Below are 14,167 nucleotides of genomic sequence, written 5' to 3'. Positions count from 1 at the left end.
CAGTGTCTTGTGTACACCCGCCCAAGTTCACAGGGCTGAACAAATGATGATTCCCTCCCCGTGGCGTGCCGATTTCCCGGCTATCGCCGCACTGCAACGGCAAGACCAGACCTATCTGGACAACGCCGCCACCACGCAAAAACCCCAAGCCCTGCTCGACGCACTGACGCATTACTACGCCAACGGCGCGGCCAATGTGCACCGTGCGCAACACCTGCCGGGCGCCCATGCCACGCAGGCGTTCGAAGACAGTCGGTTGAAGGTGGCCCAGTGGCTGAATGCCGGTGACAGCGGGCAGATCGTCTTTACCCACGGCGCCACCAGTGCGCTGAATCTCCTGGCTTATGGCCTGGAACATCTTTTCCACCCGGGCGATGAAATTGTCATCAGCGCCCTGGAGCATCACGCCAACCTGCTGCCATGGCAGCAACTGGCGCAACGGCGCAATCTGAAGCTGGTGATCCTGCCGCTGGATGCCGACGGTCTGATCGACCTTGCTGCCGCTGTGCACCTGATCGGCCCGCGCACGCGCTTGCTGGCGGTCAGTCAGCTGTCCAACGTGCTCGGCGCATGGCAGCCATTGCCGGCATTGCTGGGCATGGCCAAGGCGCAAAACGCACTGACCGTGGTCGATGGCGCGCAAGGCGTGGTTCACGGCCGGCATGACGTGCAGGCGCTGGGTTGCGACTTTTATGTGTTTTCCAGCCACAAGCTGTATGGCCCGGATGGCCTCGGCGTGTTGTTCGGGCGCAACACGGCCCTTGAGCAATTGAAGCCTTGGCAGTTTGGCGGCGAAATGGTGCTGGAAGCCAACTATCACGACGCGCGTTTCCGCCCTGCTCCGCTGGGTTTTGAAGCGGGTACGCCACCGATTGCCAGTGTGATCGGCCTCGGCGCAACCCTCGATTATCTGGCAGGTCTGGATCAGGACGCGGTGTCGGCCCACGAAGCGGCGCTGCATGATTATCTGCTGCGAGGCCTCGCCGCTCGTAACGGCATTCGTCTGCTCGGCAAGCCGCAACTGGCGCTGGCAAGTTTTGTCGTCGAGGGCGTGCACAACGCCGATTTGGCGCATCTGCTGACCGAGCAAGGTATCGCCGTGCGCGCCGGGCATCACTGCGCGATGCCGCTGCTGAAAAGCTTCGAACTGGCCGGGGCGATTCGTGTATCGCTGGCGTTGTACAACGACTCGGAGGATCTGGAACGCTTCTTTGAAGCGCTGGATCAGGCGCTGGAGATGTTGCGATGAGCTTGCCGGTCGAGGCAGCCGAGGCGCTGCAGACTTTTCAGAATGCAGCGGGCTGGGAACAGCGGGCGCGGTTGCTGATGCAGTTTGGTGATCGTCTGCCGGCGCTCAGCGATGCGGACAAGTGCGAGGCTAATCGGGTGCATGGCTGTGAGAGTCAGGTCTGGCTGGTTGGCGAACTGCACGACGGTCACTGGCAATTCAGCGCAAGCAGCGATGCGCGGATGATTCGCGGGTTGGTGGCGTTGTTGCTGTTGCGGGTTAACGGCTTGTCGGCCACCGAATTGCAGCAGGTTGATTTGCCGAACTGGTTTAATCAGCTCGGCCTGTCGCGCCAGCTATCGCCATCGCGCAGCAATGGCCTGAATGCCGTGCTCCAGCGAATGAATGAGTTGGCGCTTTAAAGCGGCTGCTTCGCAGCCATCGCGAGCAGGCTCACTCCTACAATTGGAATGCGTTCCCCTGTAGGAGTGAGCCTGCTCGCGATAAGGCCATAAGCCCCACCATCAAATCTGAGGTTTGACTCGGTCAGCCGGGCGCCGCACACCCGCGACAATCTTGTCCACAGCCTTGGTCGCCGCGACCATGCCAAACGTCGCCGTGACCATCATCACCGCGCCAAACCCGCCGGCGCAGTCCAGCTTCACGCCATCGCCAACAAAACTCTTCTGCAAACAAATACTGCCATCCGGCTTCGGATAGCGCAGTTGTTCCGTGGAAAACACACACGGCACGCTGTAATGCCGGGTCACGGTGCGCGAAAAACCATAATCACGACGCAACGTCGAGCGCACTTTCGACGCCAATGGATCGTTGAACGTACGGTTGAGATCGCACACCTGAATCAGCGTCGGATCAATCTGCCCGCCCGCGCCACCCGTGGTGATGATCTGGATCTTGCGGCGCTTGCACCAGGCGATCAGTGCAGCCTTGGCGTTGACCGCGTCGATGCAGTCGATCACGCAGTCGATGTTCGGCGTGATGTATTCGGCCATGGTCTCGCGGGTGACGAAATCCGCCACCGCGTGCACGGTGCAATCCGGGTTGATCCCGCGCAGACGCTCGGCCATCACTTCGACCTTGGGCTTGCCGACGGTGCTGTCCAGCGCATGCAACTGGCGGTTGGCGTTGCTGACGCAGACGTCATCGAGGTCGAACAGCGAAATCTCGCCGACGCCACAACGCGCCATGGCTTCCGCCGCCCAGGAACCGACGCCACCGACGCCGACGATCGCCACATGGGCCGCGCGCAAACGCGCCAGGCCTTCGATGCCATACAAACGGGCGATGCCTGCAAACCGCGGATCTTCTGTACTCATGACCATTACCCCAAAAACCGGCGCGCATTATAGGGCCACGCGGCGACAAGTTCTAAACATCAGCTACAAGTGTAAGAACTTAAGGCAAAGTCGGCTGCCCAATGTCGGGCATTTCCCTGTCTGATGTACGACTTGCGAACTGCCGGTGTAGGATGCGCGCCCCTCGGGCGTCTAGCCGACCGATCCTCCGTTCCACAGCCTTTGGAACCCGAAATAGCTATGTCATCGCGTAAATTTGGACTCAACCTGGTGGTGGTTCTGGCAATCGCCGCCCTGTTCACCGGTTTCTGGGCGCTGATCAATCGCCCGGTTTCCGCGCCGAACTGGCCGGAGCAGATCTCCGGTTTCTCCTATTCGCCGTTCCAGCAGGGACAATATCCGCAGAAAGATCAGTACCCGACTGACGACGAAATGCGCCGCGACCTGGAGATCATGAGCAAGCTGACGGACAACATCCGCATCTACTCGGTCGACGGCTCGCTGCAAGATATCCCGAAACTGGCCGAAGAATTCGGCCTGCGCGTGACGCTGGGGATCTGGATCAGCCCGGACCAGGAACGCAACGAACGGGAAATCACCCGCGCCATCGAATTGGCCAACACTTCGCGCAGCGTGGTGCGCGTGGTGGTCGGTAACGAAGCGATTTTCCGCAAGGAAATCACCGCGCAAGAGCTGAGCGTGCTGCTCGATCGCGTGCGCGCGGCGGTGAAAGTGCCGGTGACCACCTCCGAGCAATGGCACGTCTGGGAAGAACACCCGGAGTTGGCCAAGCACGTTGACCTGATCGCCGCGCACGTTCTGCCGTACTGGGAGTTCATTCCGGTCGACAAGGCCGGGCAGTTCGTTTTCGACCGCGCCCGCGACCTGAAAAAACTGTTCCCGAAAAAACCGCTGCTGCTCTCCGAGGTCGGCTGGCCGAGCAACGGTCGTATGCGCGGTGGCGCCGATGCATCGCCGGCGGATCAGGCGATCTATTTGCGCACCCTGGTCAACAAGCTCAACCGCCAAGGCTTCAACTACTTCGTGATCGAAGCGTTTGACCAGCCGTGGAAGGCCAGCGACGAAGGTTCGGTGGGCGCGTACTGGGGCGTGTTCAACGCTGCGCGGCAGCAGAAATTCAACTTCGAAGGGCCGGTGGTCGCGATCCCGCAGTGGCGCGTGCTGGCCATCGGTTCGGTGGTGCTGGCGCTGTTGTCGCTGACCCTGCTGATGATCGACGGCTCGGCGTTGCGTCAGCGTGGGCGGATCTTCCTGACCTTCATCGCGTTCCTCTGTGGTTCGGTGCTGGTGTGGATCGGTTACGACTACAGCCTGCAATACAGCACGTGGTTCAGTTTGACGGTCGGCTTCCTCTTGGCGCTCGGTGCGCTCGGCGTGTTTATCGTGCTGCTCACCGAGGCGCATGAACTGGCCGAAGCGGTGTGGATTCACAAACGTCGGCGTGAATTCCTGCCGGTTGAAGGCGACTCCAGCTATCGCCCGAAAGTCTCGATTCACGTGCCTTGCTACAACGAGCCGCCGGAAATGGTCAAACAGACCCTCGACGCCCTCGCCGCGCTCGATTATCCGGACTACGAAGTCCTGATCATCGACAACAACACCAAGGACCCGGCGGTGTGGGAGCCGGTGCGCGACTACTGTGAAATCCTCGGCCCGCGCTTCAAGTTCTTCCACGTTTCGCCCTTGGCCGGTTTCAAGGGCGGCGCGCTGAACTACCTGATTCCGCACACCGCCAAGGACGCCGAAGTGATCGCCGTGATCGACTCCGATTACTGCGTGCACCCGAACTGGCTGAAGCACATGGTGCCGCACTTCGCCGACCCGAAAATCGCCGTGGTGCAGTCGCCGCAGGATTACCGCGACCAGAACGAAAGCACCTTCAAGAAGCTCTGCTATGCCGAATACAAAGGCTTCTTCCATATCGGCATGGTCACCCGCAACGACCGTGACGCGATCATTCAGCACGGCACCATGACCATGACCCGTCGCTCGGTGCTGGAAGAATTGGGTTGGGCTGACTGGTGCATCTGTGAAGACGCCGAACTCGGTCTGCGCGTGTTCGAAAAAGGCTTGTCGGCGGCGTATTACCACGACAGCTACGGCAAGGGCCTGATGCCGGATACGTTTATCGACTTCAAGAAACAGCGTTTCCGCTGGGCCTACGGTGCGATCCAGATCATCAAACGCCACACCGGCAGCCTGCTGCGCGGCAAGGACACCGAGCTGACGCGCGGCCAGCGTTACCACTTCCTCGCGGGCTGGTTGCCGTGGGTCGCGGACGGTATGAACATCTTCTTCACCGTCGGCGCGCTGTTGTGGTCGGCGGCGATGATCATCGTGCCGCAACGGGTCGATCCGCCGCTGCTGATCTTCGCAATCCCGCCTCTGGCGTTGTTCGTGTTCAAGGTCGGCAAGATCATCTTCCTCTACCGTCGCGCCGTTGGCGTGAACCTGAAAGATGCCTTCTGCGCGGCGCTGGCCGGGCTGGCGTTGTCGCACACCATCGCCAAAGCGGTGCTGTACGGCTTCTTCACCAGCAGCATTCCGTTCTTCCGCACGCCGAAAAACGCCGACAACCATGGCTTCTGGGTGGCGATTTCCGAGGCGCGCGAAGAGCTGTTCATCATGCTGCTGTTGTGGGGCGCGGCGCTGGGGATCTTCCTGGTCAACGGCATGCCGAGCAACGACATGCGTTTCTGGGTGGTGATGTTGCTGGTGCAGTCGCTGCCGTATCTGGCGGCGCTGATCATGGCGTTCCTGTCGTCACTGCCCAAACCTGCCGCTGCGCCCGAACCGGCGCCGGTCGTCTAAATCCTCATCGATGCACTAAACGGCGGCCAATGGTCGCCGTTTTGCTTTAAGATAACCGCCATTTTGCGGGGCTTGGCGTGATAACCGGTCTGATTGACCGAACCCAATCCCTGTGGGAGCGAGCTTGCTCGCGAAGGCTTTGTAACATTCAACCCTTATGTTGCCTGATACACCGCTTTCGCGAGCAAGCTCGCTCCCACATCGGCCCCAGCTCAAATTCATGACCCCGGAGTTTTCCATGACGGCCCACGCCGACCTTTCGCCGACCCTCCAACTCGCCATCGACCTGATCCGCCGTCCGTCCGTGACGCCGGTCGACGCCGATTGCCAGAAGCAGATGATGCAGCGCCTGGGCGATGCCGGTTTCACTCTCGAGCCGATGCGCATCGAAGATGTGGATAACTTCTGGGCGACCCACGGTACCAACGACGGTCCGGTGCTGTGCTTCGCTGGCCACACCGACGTGGTGCCGACCGGTCCGGTGACCGCGTGGCAGATCGACCCGTTCAACGCGCTGATCGATGAACACGGCATGCTCTGCGGCCGTGGCGCGGCGGACATGAAAGGCAGCCTGGCATCGATGACTGTCGCCGCTGAGCGCTTCGTCGCCGATTACCCGAACCACAAGGGCAAGGTCGCGTTCCTCATCACCAGCGATGAAGAAGGCCCGGCGCACCACGGCACTAAAGCAGTGGTCGAACGCTTGGCCGCGCGTAATGAGCGTCTGGACTGGTGCATCGTCGGCGAACCGTCGAGCACCACACTGGTCGGCGACGTAGTGAAGAACGGCCGTCGCGGCTCGCTGGGCGCCAAGCTCACGGTCAAAGGTATTCAGGGTCACGTCGCCTATCCGCATCTGGCGAAGAACCCGATCCACCTCGCCGCTCCGGCGCTGGCCGAACTGGCCGCCGAACATTGGGATCACGGCAACGATTTCTTCCCGCCGACCAGTTTCCAGATTTCCAACGTCAACTCCGGCACCGGCGCGACCAACGTGATTCCAGGTGATCTGGTGGCGGTGTTCAACTTCCGTTTCTCCACCGAATCGACCGTTGAAGGCCTGCAGAAACGCGTGGCTGACATTCTCGATAAGCACGATCTGGACTGGCACATCGACTGGGCGCTGTCCGGCCTGCCATTCCTCACCGAACCGGGCGCGCTGCTCGACGCGGTGTCGGCGAGCATCAAGGACATCACTGGTCGCGAGACCAAGGCGTCGACCAGCGGCGGTACCTCCGATGGACGTTTCATCGCGACCATGGGCACGCAGGTTGTTGAACTGGGCCCGGTCAACGCGACCATTCACCAGGTCAACGAACGCGTGCTGGCGGCGGATCTCGACGTACTGACCGAGATCTACTACCAGACCCTGATCAAGTTGCTCGCCTGATGCTCGCTTGCCCCATCTGCAGTGAACCACTGAATGCGGTGGACAACGGCGTGGTCTGCCCCGCCGGCCACCGCTTCGACCGTGCGCGCCAGGGTTATCTGAACCTGTTGCCGGTGCAGCACAAAAACAGCCGCGACCCTGGCGATAACCAGGCCATGGTCGAAGCGCGCCGTGATTTCTTGAACGCCGGGCATTACGCGCCGGTGGCCAAGCGTCTGGCCGAGCTGGCGGCGAGTTATGCGCCGGTTCGCTGGGTCGATATCGGTTGTGGCGAGGGTTACTACACCGCGCAAATCGCCGAGGCCTTGCCGAACGCTGACGGCTACGCGCTGGACATTTCCCGCGAAGCGGTTAAACGCGCCTGCAAGCGTAACCCGGCGATTACCTGGTTGATCGCCAGCATGGCCCGTGTGCCGTTGGCGTCGGGCAGTTGCCAGTTCCTCGCCAGCGTTTTCAGTCCACTGGATTGGGAAGAAGCCAAGCGCCTGCTCAGCGTGGGCGGTGGTTTGATGAAAGTCGGCCCGACCAGTGGCCATCTGATGGAACTGCGCGAGCGCCTGTACGACGAAGTGCGCGAATACACCGACGACAAGCATCTGGCCCTGGTGCCGGAAGGCATGGCGTTGGCGCACAGCGAAACCCTGGAATTCAAGCTGACGCTGGACAAGCCCGAGGATCGCGCCAACCTGTTGGCGATGACGCCCCACGGCTGGCGTGCCAGTGCCGAGCGTCGCGCGGCGGTGATCGAACAGGCCGAGCCGTTCGAGACCACCGTGTCGATGCGCTACGATTATTTCGTTCTTCAATAACTTTTGGTCTCGGGCACAGGCCCGGGGCCGGCTAAATCCGCGAATGGATTTTTCAGACCCGCAGTGAGGACATCCATGCGCCAACCGGACATCGAGATTTACCTGAAAGACGCCGACGTCGATCACAAGGCCATTTCCGCCTGGCTGGGCGCCGCGCTGGGCCCGTGCAGCGACTGGGTACAGAAAGGCCAGACTTACAAGTGCAAGGCCGGCAACGTGCCGGTGACCTGGCTGCCGAAAGCGGTGGGCAAATGGAACAGCCTGTACCTGGAAAGCGACCAGACGCCGTGGGACGACGACATCGCCTGCGCACGCGCCGCATTTGCTGCGCTGAACGTGGAAGTGCGTTGCGCACCGGGCACGTGGGTCGAGGAAGAAGGTGAGGAGACGGCGGATCGCTGGATGCGCATCAGCGAAGACGGCGAAGAAGAAATCACCTGGAAAACTGCCTAAAAGCAAAAGATCGCAGCCTTCGGCAGCTCCTACAGGGTCATGTGTACACCCGTAGGAGCTGCCGAAGGCTGCGATCTTTTGATCTTCAAGGTTACAGGCCTACAACATCCTCAGCCTGCAAACCCTTCTCGCCAGTAATCACCGCGTATTCGACCTGCTGGCCTTCGGTCAGCGACCGATGCCCATCGCCACGAATCGCGCGGTAGTGCACGAACACGTCCACCCCGTCTTCGCGCTGAATAAAGCCGTAGCCTTTGGCGTCGTTGAACCACTTCACGTTGCCGGTTTCACGTGTTGCCATCTGTTCATACTCCTTTTTTATTATTGAACAGGCTTTTCGCAGGAAAGCCTTTGAGGAACGTCAGCCTGCGTCCGACGTCCATAAAAGGGCCCCGGCGACAGACCGCCGAGTATATGACAGGTGCGAAAACTCTCAACAGGAGATTACTTCGCCGCTTTTTTGCCGATTTTCGGTGAATACGGCAAACTGTCGACCTCCCGAGCAACCGCTCGGTTTATCAACTCATGCAGAAGCCGTATGACCCGTTCCCCGTTCCGCCGTCTTGTGTTTGGCACCCTGCGCCGACTGTTGTACCTCTGGGTTCGCTCGGAGACGATCAACCAGTCGTCGTTCACCCTCAACCTCGACCGCAGTCGTCCGGTGTTCTACGTCCTGCAAAACCCTTCGCTGACCGATCTGGCCGTGCTCGACACCGAGTGCACCAAGGCCGGCCTGCCGCGTCCGGTGTTGCCGGTATCGGTCGGTTCGCTGATCGAACCGGCGGCGTTTTTCTACCTGACGCCGGATCCAGACTGGCTCGGTCGTCAGGACAAACGCGGCGCACCGCCGACCCTGACTCGCCTCGTGAGTGCGCTCACCCAGAACGCTGCCGAAGACGCGCAGATCATTCCGGTCAGCGTGTTCTGGGGTCAGTCGCCGGACAGCGAAAACAGTCCGTGGAAATTGTTGTTCGCCGACAGTTGGGCCGTTACCGGACGTCTGCGTCGGCTGCTGAGCATCATCGTCCTCGGCCGTAAAACCCGCGTGCAGTTCTCCGCGCCGATCCACCTGCGCGAGCTGATCGAACACAACAAGGGCCACGAGCGCACCGTGCGCATGGCCCAGCGCATCCTGCGTGTGCACTTCCGCAATCTGAAAGCGGCGGTCATCGGCCCGGACATTTCCCACCGTCGCAACCTGGTCAAAGGTCTGCTCAACCAGCCACTGGTCAAGCAAGCGATCCTCGACGAAGCCGAGCGCGAAAACATCTCCGCGGAAAAAGCCAAGGCCCAGGCCCTGCGCTACGGCAACGAGATCGCCTCGGACTACACCTACACCGCCATTCGCTTCCTCGAAGTGGTACTGAGCTGGTTCTGGAACAAGATTTACGACGGCATCAAGGTCAACCACATCGAAGGCGTGCAGAAAGTCGCGCAAGGCCACGAAGTGATCTACGTGCCGTGCCACCGCAGCCACATCGACTACCTGCTGCTCTCGTACCTGCTGTTCCGCAACGGCCTGACCCCGCCGCACATCGCCGCCGGGATCAACCTGAACATGCCGGTGATCGGCAGCCTGCTGCGCCGTGGCGGTGCATTCTTCATGCGTCGCACATTCAAGGGCAATCCGCTGTACACCTCGGTGTTCAACGAATACCTGCACACACTGTTCACCAAAGGCTTCCCGGTCGAATACTTCGTCGAGGGTGGCCGCTCGCGCACCGGGCGCATGCTGCAACCAAAAACCGGCATGCTCGCGATCACCCTGCGCAGCTTCCTGCGTTCGTCGCGCATGCCGATCGTGTTTGTGCCGGTGTACATCGGTTACGAGCGCGTGCTTGAGGGTCGTACCTACCTTGGCGAATTGCGCGGCGCGAGCAAGAAGAAAGAATCGATCTTCGACATCTTCAAAGTCATCGGCGCGCTCAAGCAGCGTTTCGGTCAGGTCGCCGTCAACTTCGGCGAGCCGATCAAACTGGCGGAATTCCTCGACGCCGAGCAGCCGGACTGGCGCCAGCAGGAACTCGGCCCGCAGTACAAACCGGCGTGGCTCAACGAAACCACCAATCGCCTTGGCGAGAAAGTCGCGCAGCATCTGAACGAAGCGGCGGCGATCAACCCGGTCAACCTGGTGGCGCTGGCGCTGCTGTCGACTACGCGTCTGGCGCTGGATGATCGCGCCATGGCACGGGTGCTGGATCTGTATCTGGCGCTGCTGCGCAAAGTCCCGTACTCGCCGCACACCACGCTGCCCGAAGGCGATGGTCGCGCGCTGATCGAGCATGTGAAGGACATGGATCTGCTCGCCGAGCAGAACGATGCGCTGGGCAAGATTCTCTATCTGGATGAGCAAAATGCCGTCCTGATGACCTACTACCGCAACAACGTGCTGCATATCTTCGCGTTGCCTGCGCTGCTGGCGAGCTTCTTCCAGAGCGCCTCGCGCATGAGCCGCGAACAGATCCTGCGCTACACCCGCGCGCTGTATCCGTACCTGCAATCGGAACTGTTCATTCGCTGGACGCTGGAGGAACTGGACGGTGTGGTCGATCAGTGGCTGGAAGCGTTCGTCGAGCAAGGCCTGCTGCGTTTCGAGAAGGATGTTTATCTGCGTCCGGCACCGAGCTCGCGGCATTTCGTCCTGCTGACGCTGCTGTCGAAGAGCATCGCGCAGACCTTGCAGCGCTTCTACATGACCGTGTCCTTGCTGCTCAACAGCGGCCAGAACAGCATCAGCGCCGAAGAGCTGGAAGACCTCTGCACGGTCATGGCCCAGCGCCTGTCGATCCTCCACGGCCTCAACGCACCGGAGTTCTTCGACAAGAGCCTGTTCCGCCACTTCATCCAGACCTTGCTCGACCTCGACGTGCTGCGTCGCGACGAGGCTGGCAAACTGAGTTATCACGAGCTGCTCGGCGAACTCGCCGAAGGCGCGGCCAAACGCGTGTTGCCGGCGGAGATTCGTTTGTCGATCCGTCAGGTCGCGCTGCATCGCAGTGAGGATGCTGCCGATCAGGTCATCACTCATCCCGAGACCTGATGCAAACCTGGTGGGAGCGAGCAGGCTCGCTCCCACATTGAAAGGAGAACTTCCGATGAAAAAACTCACCCTGCTTGCCGCTGCCACGCTGCTCAGCGCCTGCCAATCGACCACACCTGCCGGCAAGGTCGGCCTCGACGGTGAAGTGTTTTACCTGCAGCGCATCGCCCTGCCACCGAGCGCAACCCTCAGCGTGAGCCTGCAAGACGTTTCATTGGCCGACGCGCCAGCCGTCGTGCTGGACGAGCAAAAAGGCCCGGTCCAAGGCCAGGTGCCGCTGCCCTTCCACTTGAGCTACGATCCAGCCCAGGTCAAACCCGGCCATCGCTACTCGGTCAGCGCGCGCATTGAAGTCAACGGCGAACTGATGTTCATCACCACCGAAAACCACGCCGTGCAACTCGACGGCAACGACCCGCAGCCGCTGAAAATCCGCGTCGACGCCGTTCGTTAATTCATTTTCCGCAGCCCTTTTCCGCAACAAGGAAGCCGCCATGCTCCGCCCTACCCTTCGCTTCGCCGGCCTCTGCGCAGGCCTGATGATCTCCGCCAGCGCGCTGGCCCTGTCGCTGAGTGACCTGTCGCAAAAAGACGCCACCGGCGGCCTCAAGGATGCCCTGACCCAAGGCGCGCAAATCGCCGTCAAACAACTGGGCACCCCCGGCGGGTTCAGCAACAACCCGGACGTGAAGATCGAACTGCCGGGCAAACTCGGCAAAGCCGCCAGCAAAATGAAAGCCTTCGGCATGGGCGCCCAGGTTGAAGAACTGGAAACCGCGATGAACAAGGCTGCGGAAAGCGCTGTAACTCAAGCCCAGCCAATCCTTGTCGACGCCGTGAAGAAAATGAGCGTGGAAGACGCCAAAGGCATCCTCAGCGGCGGCAAGGATTCGGCCACGCAATACCTCGACAAATCCAGCCGCGAACAGATCCGCGCCAAGTTCCTGCCAATCGTCAAGCAAGCGACCGACAAGGTTGGCGTCGCGCAGAAGTACAACTCGTTTGCTGGTCAGGCCGCTGCGTTTGGCGTTGTTGATGCGAAGAGCGCCAATGTTGAAAACTACGTCACCGAACAAGCGCTGAATGGCTTGTTCGAGATGATCGGCAAGCAGGAAGAAACCATCCGCCAGAACCCGGCCGCTGCGGCGACCAGTTTGGCGAAGAAAGTCTTCGGCACGCTCTAGGCAGTTGCAACATGGGGGCGAAGGAATTCGCTCCCGTGCTTCCATCCACCGACAGGGTTACGTAAAAAGAACACCCACTCCCGCCCCATCTTCCTTCGTTCAAAAACCCGCAACTCGTCTAATCCGTCTAGTGCCGAAGCCGCCTCGCTATACGAGCAAGCAAAATTCTCAGCTACATTGCTCGCGGTGAACTCCTTCGCCACTCCGTTTCGTGCCACCTCGTACAACGCGCGTTGTTTTTCCGTGAGTTGATCGAAGAAGCCGCAATTCGTCAGCCTGCGCTCGAACGCCTCGGTGCAGCCCACGCTCTCGCGGTAAACATCGGTAAACCCGAGCACCGCTCGCTGAATGACCGAACACTGAAATTCGATGAAATATGTCAGATCCAACTCATCCGCCTCGGTGTGCAGATATGAGCGTCCATATTTCACCGGTGCATTACGCAGTAACAAACTGATCGCTATATAGCGAAACGCTGCAAATTCGTTTTTAAACATGAACCAGTAAAACAACGCCCTGGCGACTCGCCCATTGCCGTCGCGAAATGGGTGTTCGTAACCCAAGGCAAAATGCAGTGTGATCGCCTTGATCAGTGGATGCAGATAGTTCTTCTCGTGCGGTGAGCCTTCGGGCAGGTTGAGCCAGTGCGACAATCTCTCCAGCCGCGCGGCCAATCCTGCCGCAGGTGGTGGCCGGTGTACGGTATTGCCCGCACCGTCCTGAACAACCACTTCATCATTGATCCTGAATACTCCGGGAGAGTACTTTTCGTCATCGATTCCCTCGACGCCTACCCGATGGATCGCTGTGATCAACTCCACACTCATGAGTTCGTAACGCCTCTCCCAGGCAAAATTCATCATTCGGTAATTACCCATCACCATGCGTTCATCCGGAGTACGAGGCAAACGCTGCTGCTTGAGCATGTCCTTGGCCACGCGCGTGGTAGTCGCTGCGCCCTCCAGCTGGCTACTGGCGATGGCCTCGTCTTCGATCAAGTCATTGAGCAGATAACTGAAATGCGCCCGCTCGCCGATCTGGCTGGTCATGTATTCCAGCGCCGCGGTACTGGCCTGCCGATCGACGATGGAAATGGTTTTCTGTGCCAGCGGCGTCAGCAGAAATTTGCCCCACTGCACCGGCTCACCCAGTGGCAGAAGGTTAATGTGCTGGGCAGCCCGCGCCTTTTTGACCAAGGCCCAACACAGTTTGGCATCCAGCCCTGGCGCCCAGCGATAACGCAACGCTTCAAATGGCAGATAACGACCTTGGTCATCAAGCGGCTTGAGCAAAGCAAGATAATCCGCCAAACGATGCTTGTGGAGCGGGCGCACCAATAAGTCGAACACCGGGTCGGTTCTGCCTTTCAATGCTGGCGGCTTTTTCATCAAGACAAACTCAGGAAAGCTGGAAAGCAGAGGCTGGAGTACAACATCCGAGGCAATCTGGCTCAAGATCAGAGGCTTCTGAAAAAGATGTAGGAAGTGGCGCAGGTAAAGCGGGCTATGGGTCGTCAGCTAGAGACTGGTCGGCTATCAGGTCGCCTTCGCGAGCAGGCTCGCTCCCACAGTTGAATTGAGTACACCTGCGGAAAACAGGTCGGCTATCAGGTCGCCTTCGCGAGCAGGCTCACTCCCACAGTTGAATTGAGTACACGTGCGGAAAACAGGTCGGCTGTAGGGCCGCCTTCGCGAGCAGGCTCGCTCCAGTTGGATTGAGTACACCTGCAAAAAACAGGTCGGCTGTCGGGTCGCCTTCGCGAGCAGGCTCGCTTGTATGGTAGGACTTGAAGGGAGGAGGAGGTACAAGGCTCGATTCTGACTGTTAGCGCAGTACAGACCGTGGGAGATTTTCACCCTCCTCCTTTCACCCAAGCGCCGATAAAGAATGCATCTGGCCTAGACCGACGATAGGA

At 60.1% G+C, this 14,167-nt stretch carries 12 protein-coding genes; 9 read left to right on the top strand and 3 right to left on the bottom strand.

What is annotated here, in order from left to right; genetic code table 11:
- Positions 1 to 43 precede the first annotated feature (43 nt).
- Positions 44 to 1,249, top strand: coding sequence for an aminotransferase class V-fold PLP-dependent enzyme (locus GTU76_RS22130; protein ID WP_180699594.1), 1,206 nt, complete (start codon positions 44 to 46; stop codon positions 1,247 to 1,249).
- On the top strand, positions 1,246 to 1,650 hold the full coding sequence (locus GTU76_RS22125; protein ID WP_180699593.1) for a SufE family protein: 405 nt from the start codon (positions 1,246 to 1,248) through the stop codon (positions 1,648 to 1,650). Before GTU76_RS22130 ends, GTU76_RS22125 begins: the two co-directional genes overlap by 4 nt.
- Before the next feature lie 102 nt (positions 1,651 to 1,752).
- On the opposite strand, the gene tcdA is transcribed toward GTU76_RS22125, so the two are convergent.
- Positions 1,753 to 2,565, bottom strand: coding sequence for a tRNA cyclic N6-threonylcarbamoyladenosine(37) synthase TcdA (gene tcdA / locus GTU76_RS22120; RefSeq protein ID WP_419789270.1), 813 nt, complete (start codon positions 2,563 to 2,565; stop codon positions 1,753 to 1,755).
- Between the two features lie 219 nt (positions 2,566 to 2,784).
- Between tcdA and GTU76_RS22115 the strand changes: the two genes are divergently transcribed.
- From GTU76_RS22115 to GTU76_RS22100, 4 genes are all read left to right on the top strand, one after another.
- The gene (locus GTU76_RS22115) at positions 2,785 to 5,376 is read left to right on the top strand and encodes a glycosyltransferase (protein ID WP_180699592.1); all 2,592 of its coding nucleotides are present in this window, start codon (positions 2,785 to 2,787) and stop codon (positions 5,374 to 5,376) included.
- 238 nt (positions 5,377 to 5,614) lie between these two features.
- Complete coding sequence (gene dapE, locus GTU76_RS22110) at positions 5,615 to 6,766, top strand: succinyl-diaminopimelate desuccinylase (RefSeq protein WP_175555229.1); 1,152 nt, start codon at positions 5,615 to 5,617, stop codon at positions 6,764 to 6,766.
- The gene (locus GTU76_RS22105; protein ID WP_175555230.1) at positions 6,766 to 7,575 is read left to right on the top strand and encodes a putative RNA methyltransferase; all 810 of its coding nucleotides are present in this window, start codon (positions 6,766 to 6,768) and stop codon (positions 7,573 to 7,575) included. Before dapE ends, GTU76_RS22105 begins: the two co-directional genes overlap by 1 nt.
- Positions 7,576 to 7,650: 75 nt before the next feature.
- Positions 7,651 to 8,028, top strand: a complete 378-nt coding sequence (locus tag GTU76_RS22100; protein WP_016985110.1) for a hypothetical protein — start codon at positions 7,651 to 7,653, stop codon at positions 8,026 to 8,028.
- Positions 8,029 to 8,119: 91 nt separating this feature from the next.
- Here the strand turns inward: GTU76_RS22100 and GTU76_RS22095 are convergent, their stop codons facing one another.
- Positions 8,120 to 8,329: a cold shock domain-containing protein gene (locus GTU76_RS22095; RefSeq protein ID WP_180699591.1), complete on the bottom strand. Its 210-nt coding sequence runs from the start codon at positions 8,327 to 8,329 to the stop codon at positions 8,120 to 8,122.
- Positions 8,330 to 8,566: 237 nt separating this feature from the next.
- Here GTU76_RS22095 and plsB point away from each other — a divergent pair, with 237 nt between their 5' ends.
- Genes plsB through GTU76_RS22080 form a run of 3 tightly spaced genes read left to right on the top strand, consistent with a single transcriptional unit; the run spans position 8,567 to position 12,252 of the window.
- Positions 8,567 to 11,068 carry a glycerol-3-phosphate 1-O-acyltransferase PlsB gene (plsB, locus tag GTU76_RS22090; RefSeq protein WP_016985111.1) on the top strand — a complete coding sequence of 834 codons (2,502 nt, stop codon included), beginning with the start codon at positions 8,567 to 8,569 and terminating at the stop codon, positions 11,066 to 11,068.
- Between the two features lie 55 nt (positions 11,069 to 11,123).
- Positions 11,124 to 11,522 (top strand): YbaY family lipoprotein, encoded by a 399-nt coding sequence (locus GTU76_RS22085; RefSeq protein WP_175555232.1) that lies wholly within the window; start codon positions 11,124 to 11,126, stop codon positions 11,520 to 11,522.
- Positions 11,523 to 11,562: 40 nt separating this feature from the next.
- A complete protein-coding gene (locus GTU76_RS22080; RefSeq protein ID WP_016985113.1) occupies positions 11,563 to 12,252 on the top strand; it encodes a DUF4197 domain-containing protein in 690 nt (229 codons plus the stop codon).
- Here GTU76_RS22080 and GTU76_RS22075 read toward each other — a convergent pair.
- Positions 12,249 to 13,640 carry a Fic family protein gene (locus tag GTU76_RS22075; RefSeq protein ID WP_180699637.1) on the bottom strand — a complete coding sequence of 464 codons (1,392 nt, stop codon included), beginning with the start codon at positions 13,638 to 13,640 and terminating at the stop codon, positions 12,249 to 12,251. The two genes, GTU76_RS22080 and GTU76_RS22075, sit on opposite strands and share 4 nt — an antisense overlap.
- Positions 13,641 to 14,167 lie beyond the last annotated feature (527 nt).

The sequence above is a fragment of the Pseudomonas crudilactis genome (assembly GCF_013433315.1).
Taxonomy (GTDB): domain Bacteria; phylum Pseudomonadota; class Gammaproteobacteria; order Pseudomonadales; family Pseudomonadaceae; genus Aquipseudomonas; species Aquipseudomonas crudilactis.
Note: the sequence above shows the minus strand (reverse complement) of the source record. Positions and strands in the feature narration are given on the sequence as shown.

What these genes read in the sequence shown, in the direction of transcription:
- GTU76_RS22130 (WP_180699594.1), top strand. Translation starts at nt 44, where the DNA reads ATGATGATTCCCTCCCCGTGGCGTGCCGATTTCCCGGCTATCGCCGCA.
- GTU76_RS22125 (WP_180699593.1), top strand. Translation starts at nt 1,246, where the DNA reads ATGAGCTTGCCGGTCGAGGCAGCCGAGGCGCTGCAGACTTTTCAGAAT.
- tcdA (WP_419789270.1), bottom strand. Translation starts at nt 2,565, where the DNA reads ATGAGTACAGAAGATCCGCGGTTTGCAGGCATCGCCCGTTTGTATGGC.
- GTU76_RS22115 (WP_180699592.1), top strand. Translation starts at nt 2,785, where the DNA reads ATGTCATCGCGTAAATTTGGACTCAACCTGGTGGTGGTTCTGGCAATC.
- dapE (WP_175555229.1), top strand. Translation starts at nt 5,615, where the DNA reads ATGACGGCCCACGCCGACCTTTCGCCGACCCTCCAACTCGCCATCGAC.
- GTU76_RS22105 (WP_175555230.1), top strand. Translation starts at nt 6,766, where the DNA reads ATGCTCGCTTGCCCCATCTGCAGTGAACCACTGAATGCGGTGGACAAC.
- GTU76_RS22100 (WP_016985110.1), top strand. Translation starts at nt 7,651, where the DNA reads ATGCGCCAACCGGACATCGAGATTTACCTGAAAGACGCCGACGTCGAT.
- GTU76_RS22095 (WP_180699591.1), bottom strand. Translation starts at nt 8,329, where the DNA reads ATGGCAACACGTGAAACCGGCAACGTGAAGTGGTTCAACGACGCCAAA.
- plsB (WP_016985111.1), top strand. Translation starts at nt 8,567, where the DNA reads ATGACCCGTTCCCCGTTCCGCCGTCTTGTGTTTGGCACCCTGCGCCGA.
- GTU76_RS22085 (WP_175555232.1), top strand. Translation starts at nt 11,124, where the DNA reads ATGAAAAAACTCACCCTGCTTGCCGCTGCCACGCTGCTCAGCGCCTGC.
- GTU76_RS22080 (WP_016985113.1), top strand. Translation starts at nt 11,563, where the DNA reads ATGCTCCGCCCTACCCTTCGCTTCGCCGGCCTCTGCGCAGGCCTGATG.
- GTU76_RS22075 (WP_180699637.1), bottom strand. Translation starts at nt 13,640, where the DNA reads ATGAAAAAGCCGCCAGCATTGAAAGGCAGAACCGACCCGGTGTTCGAC.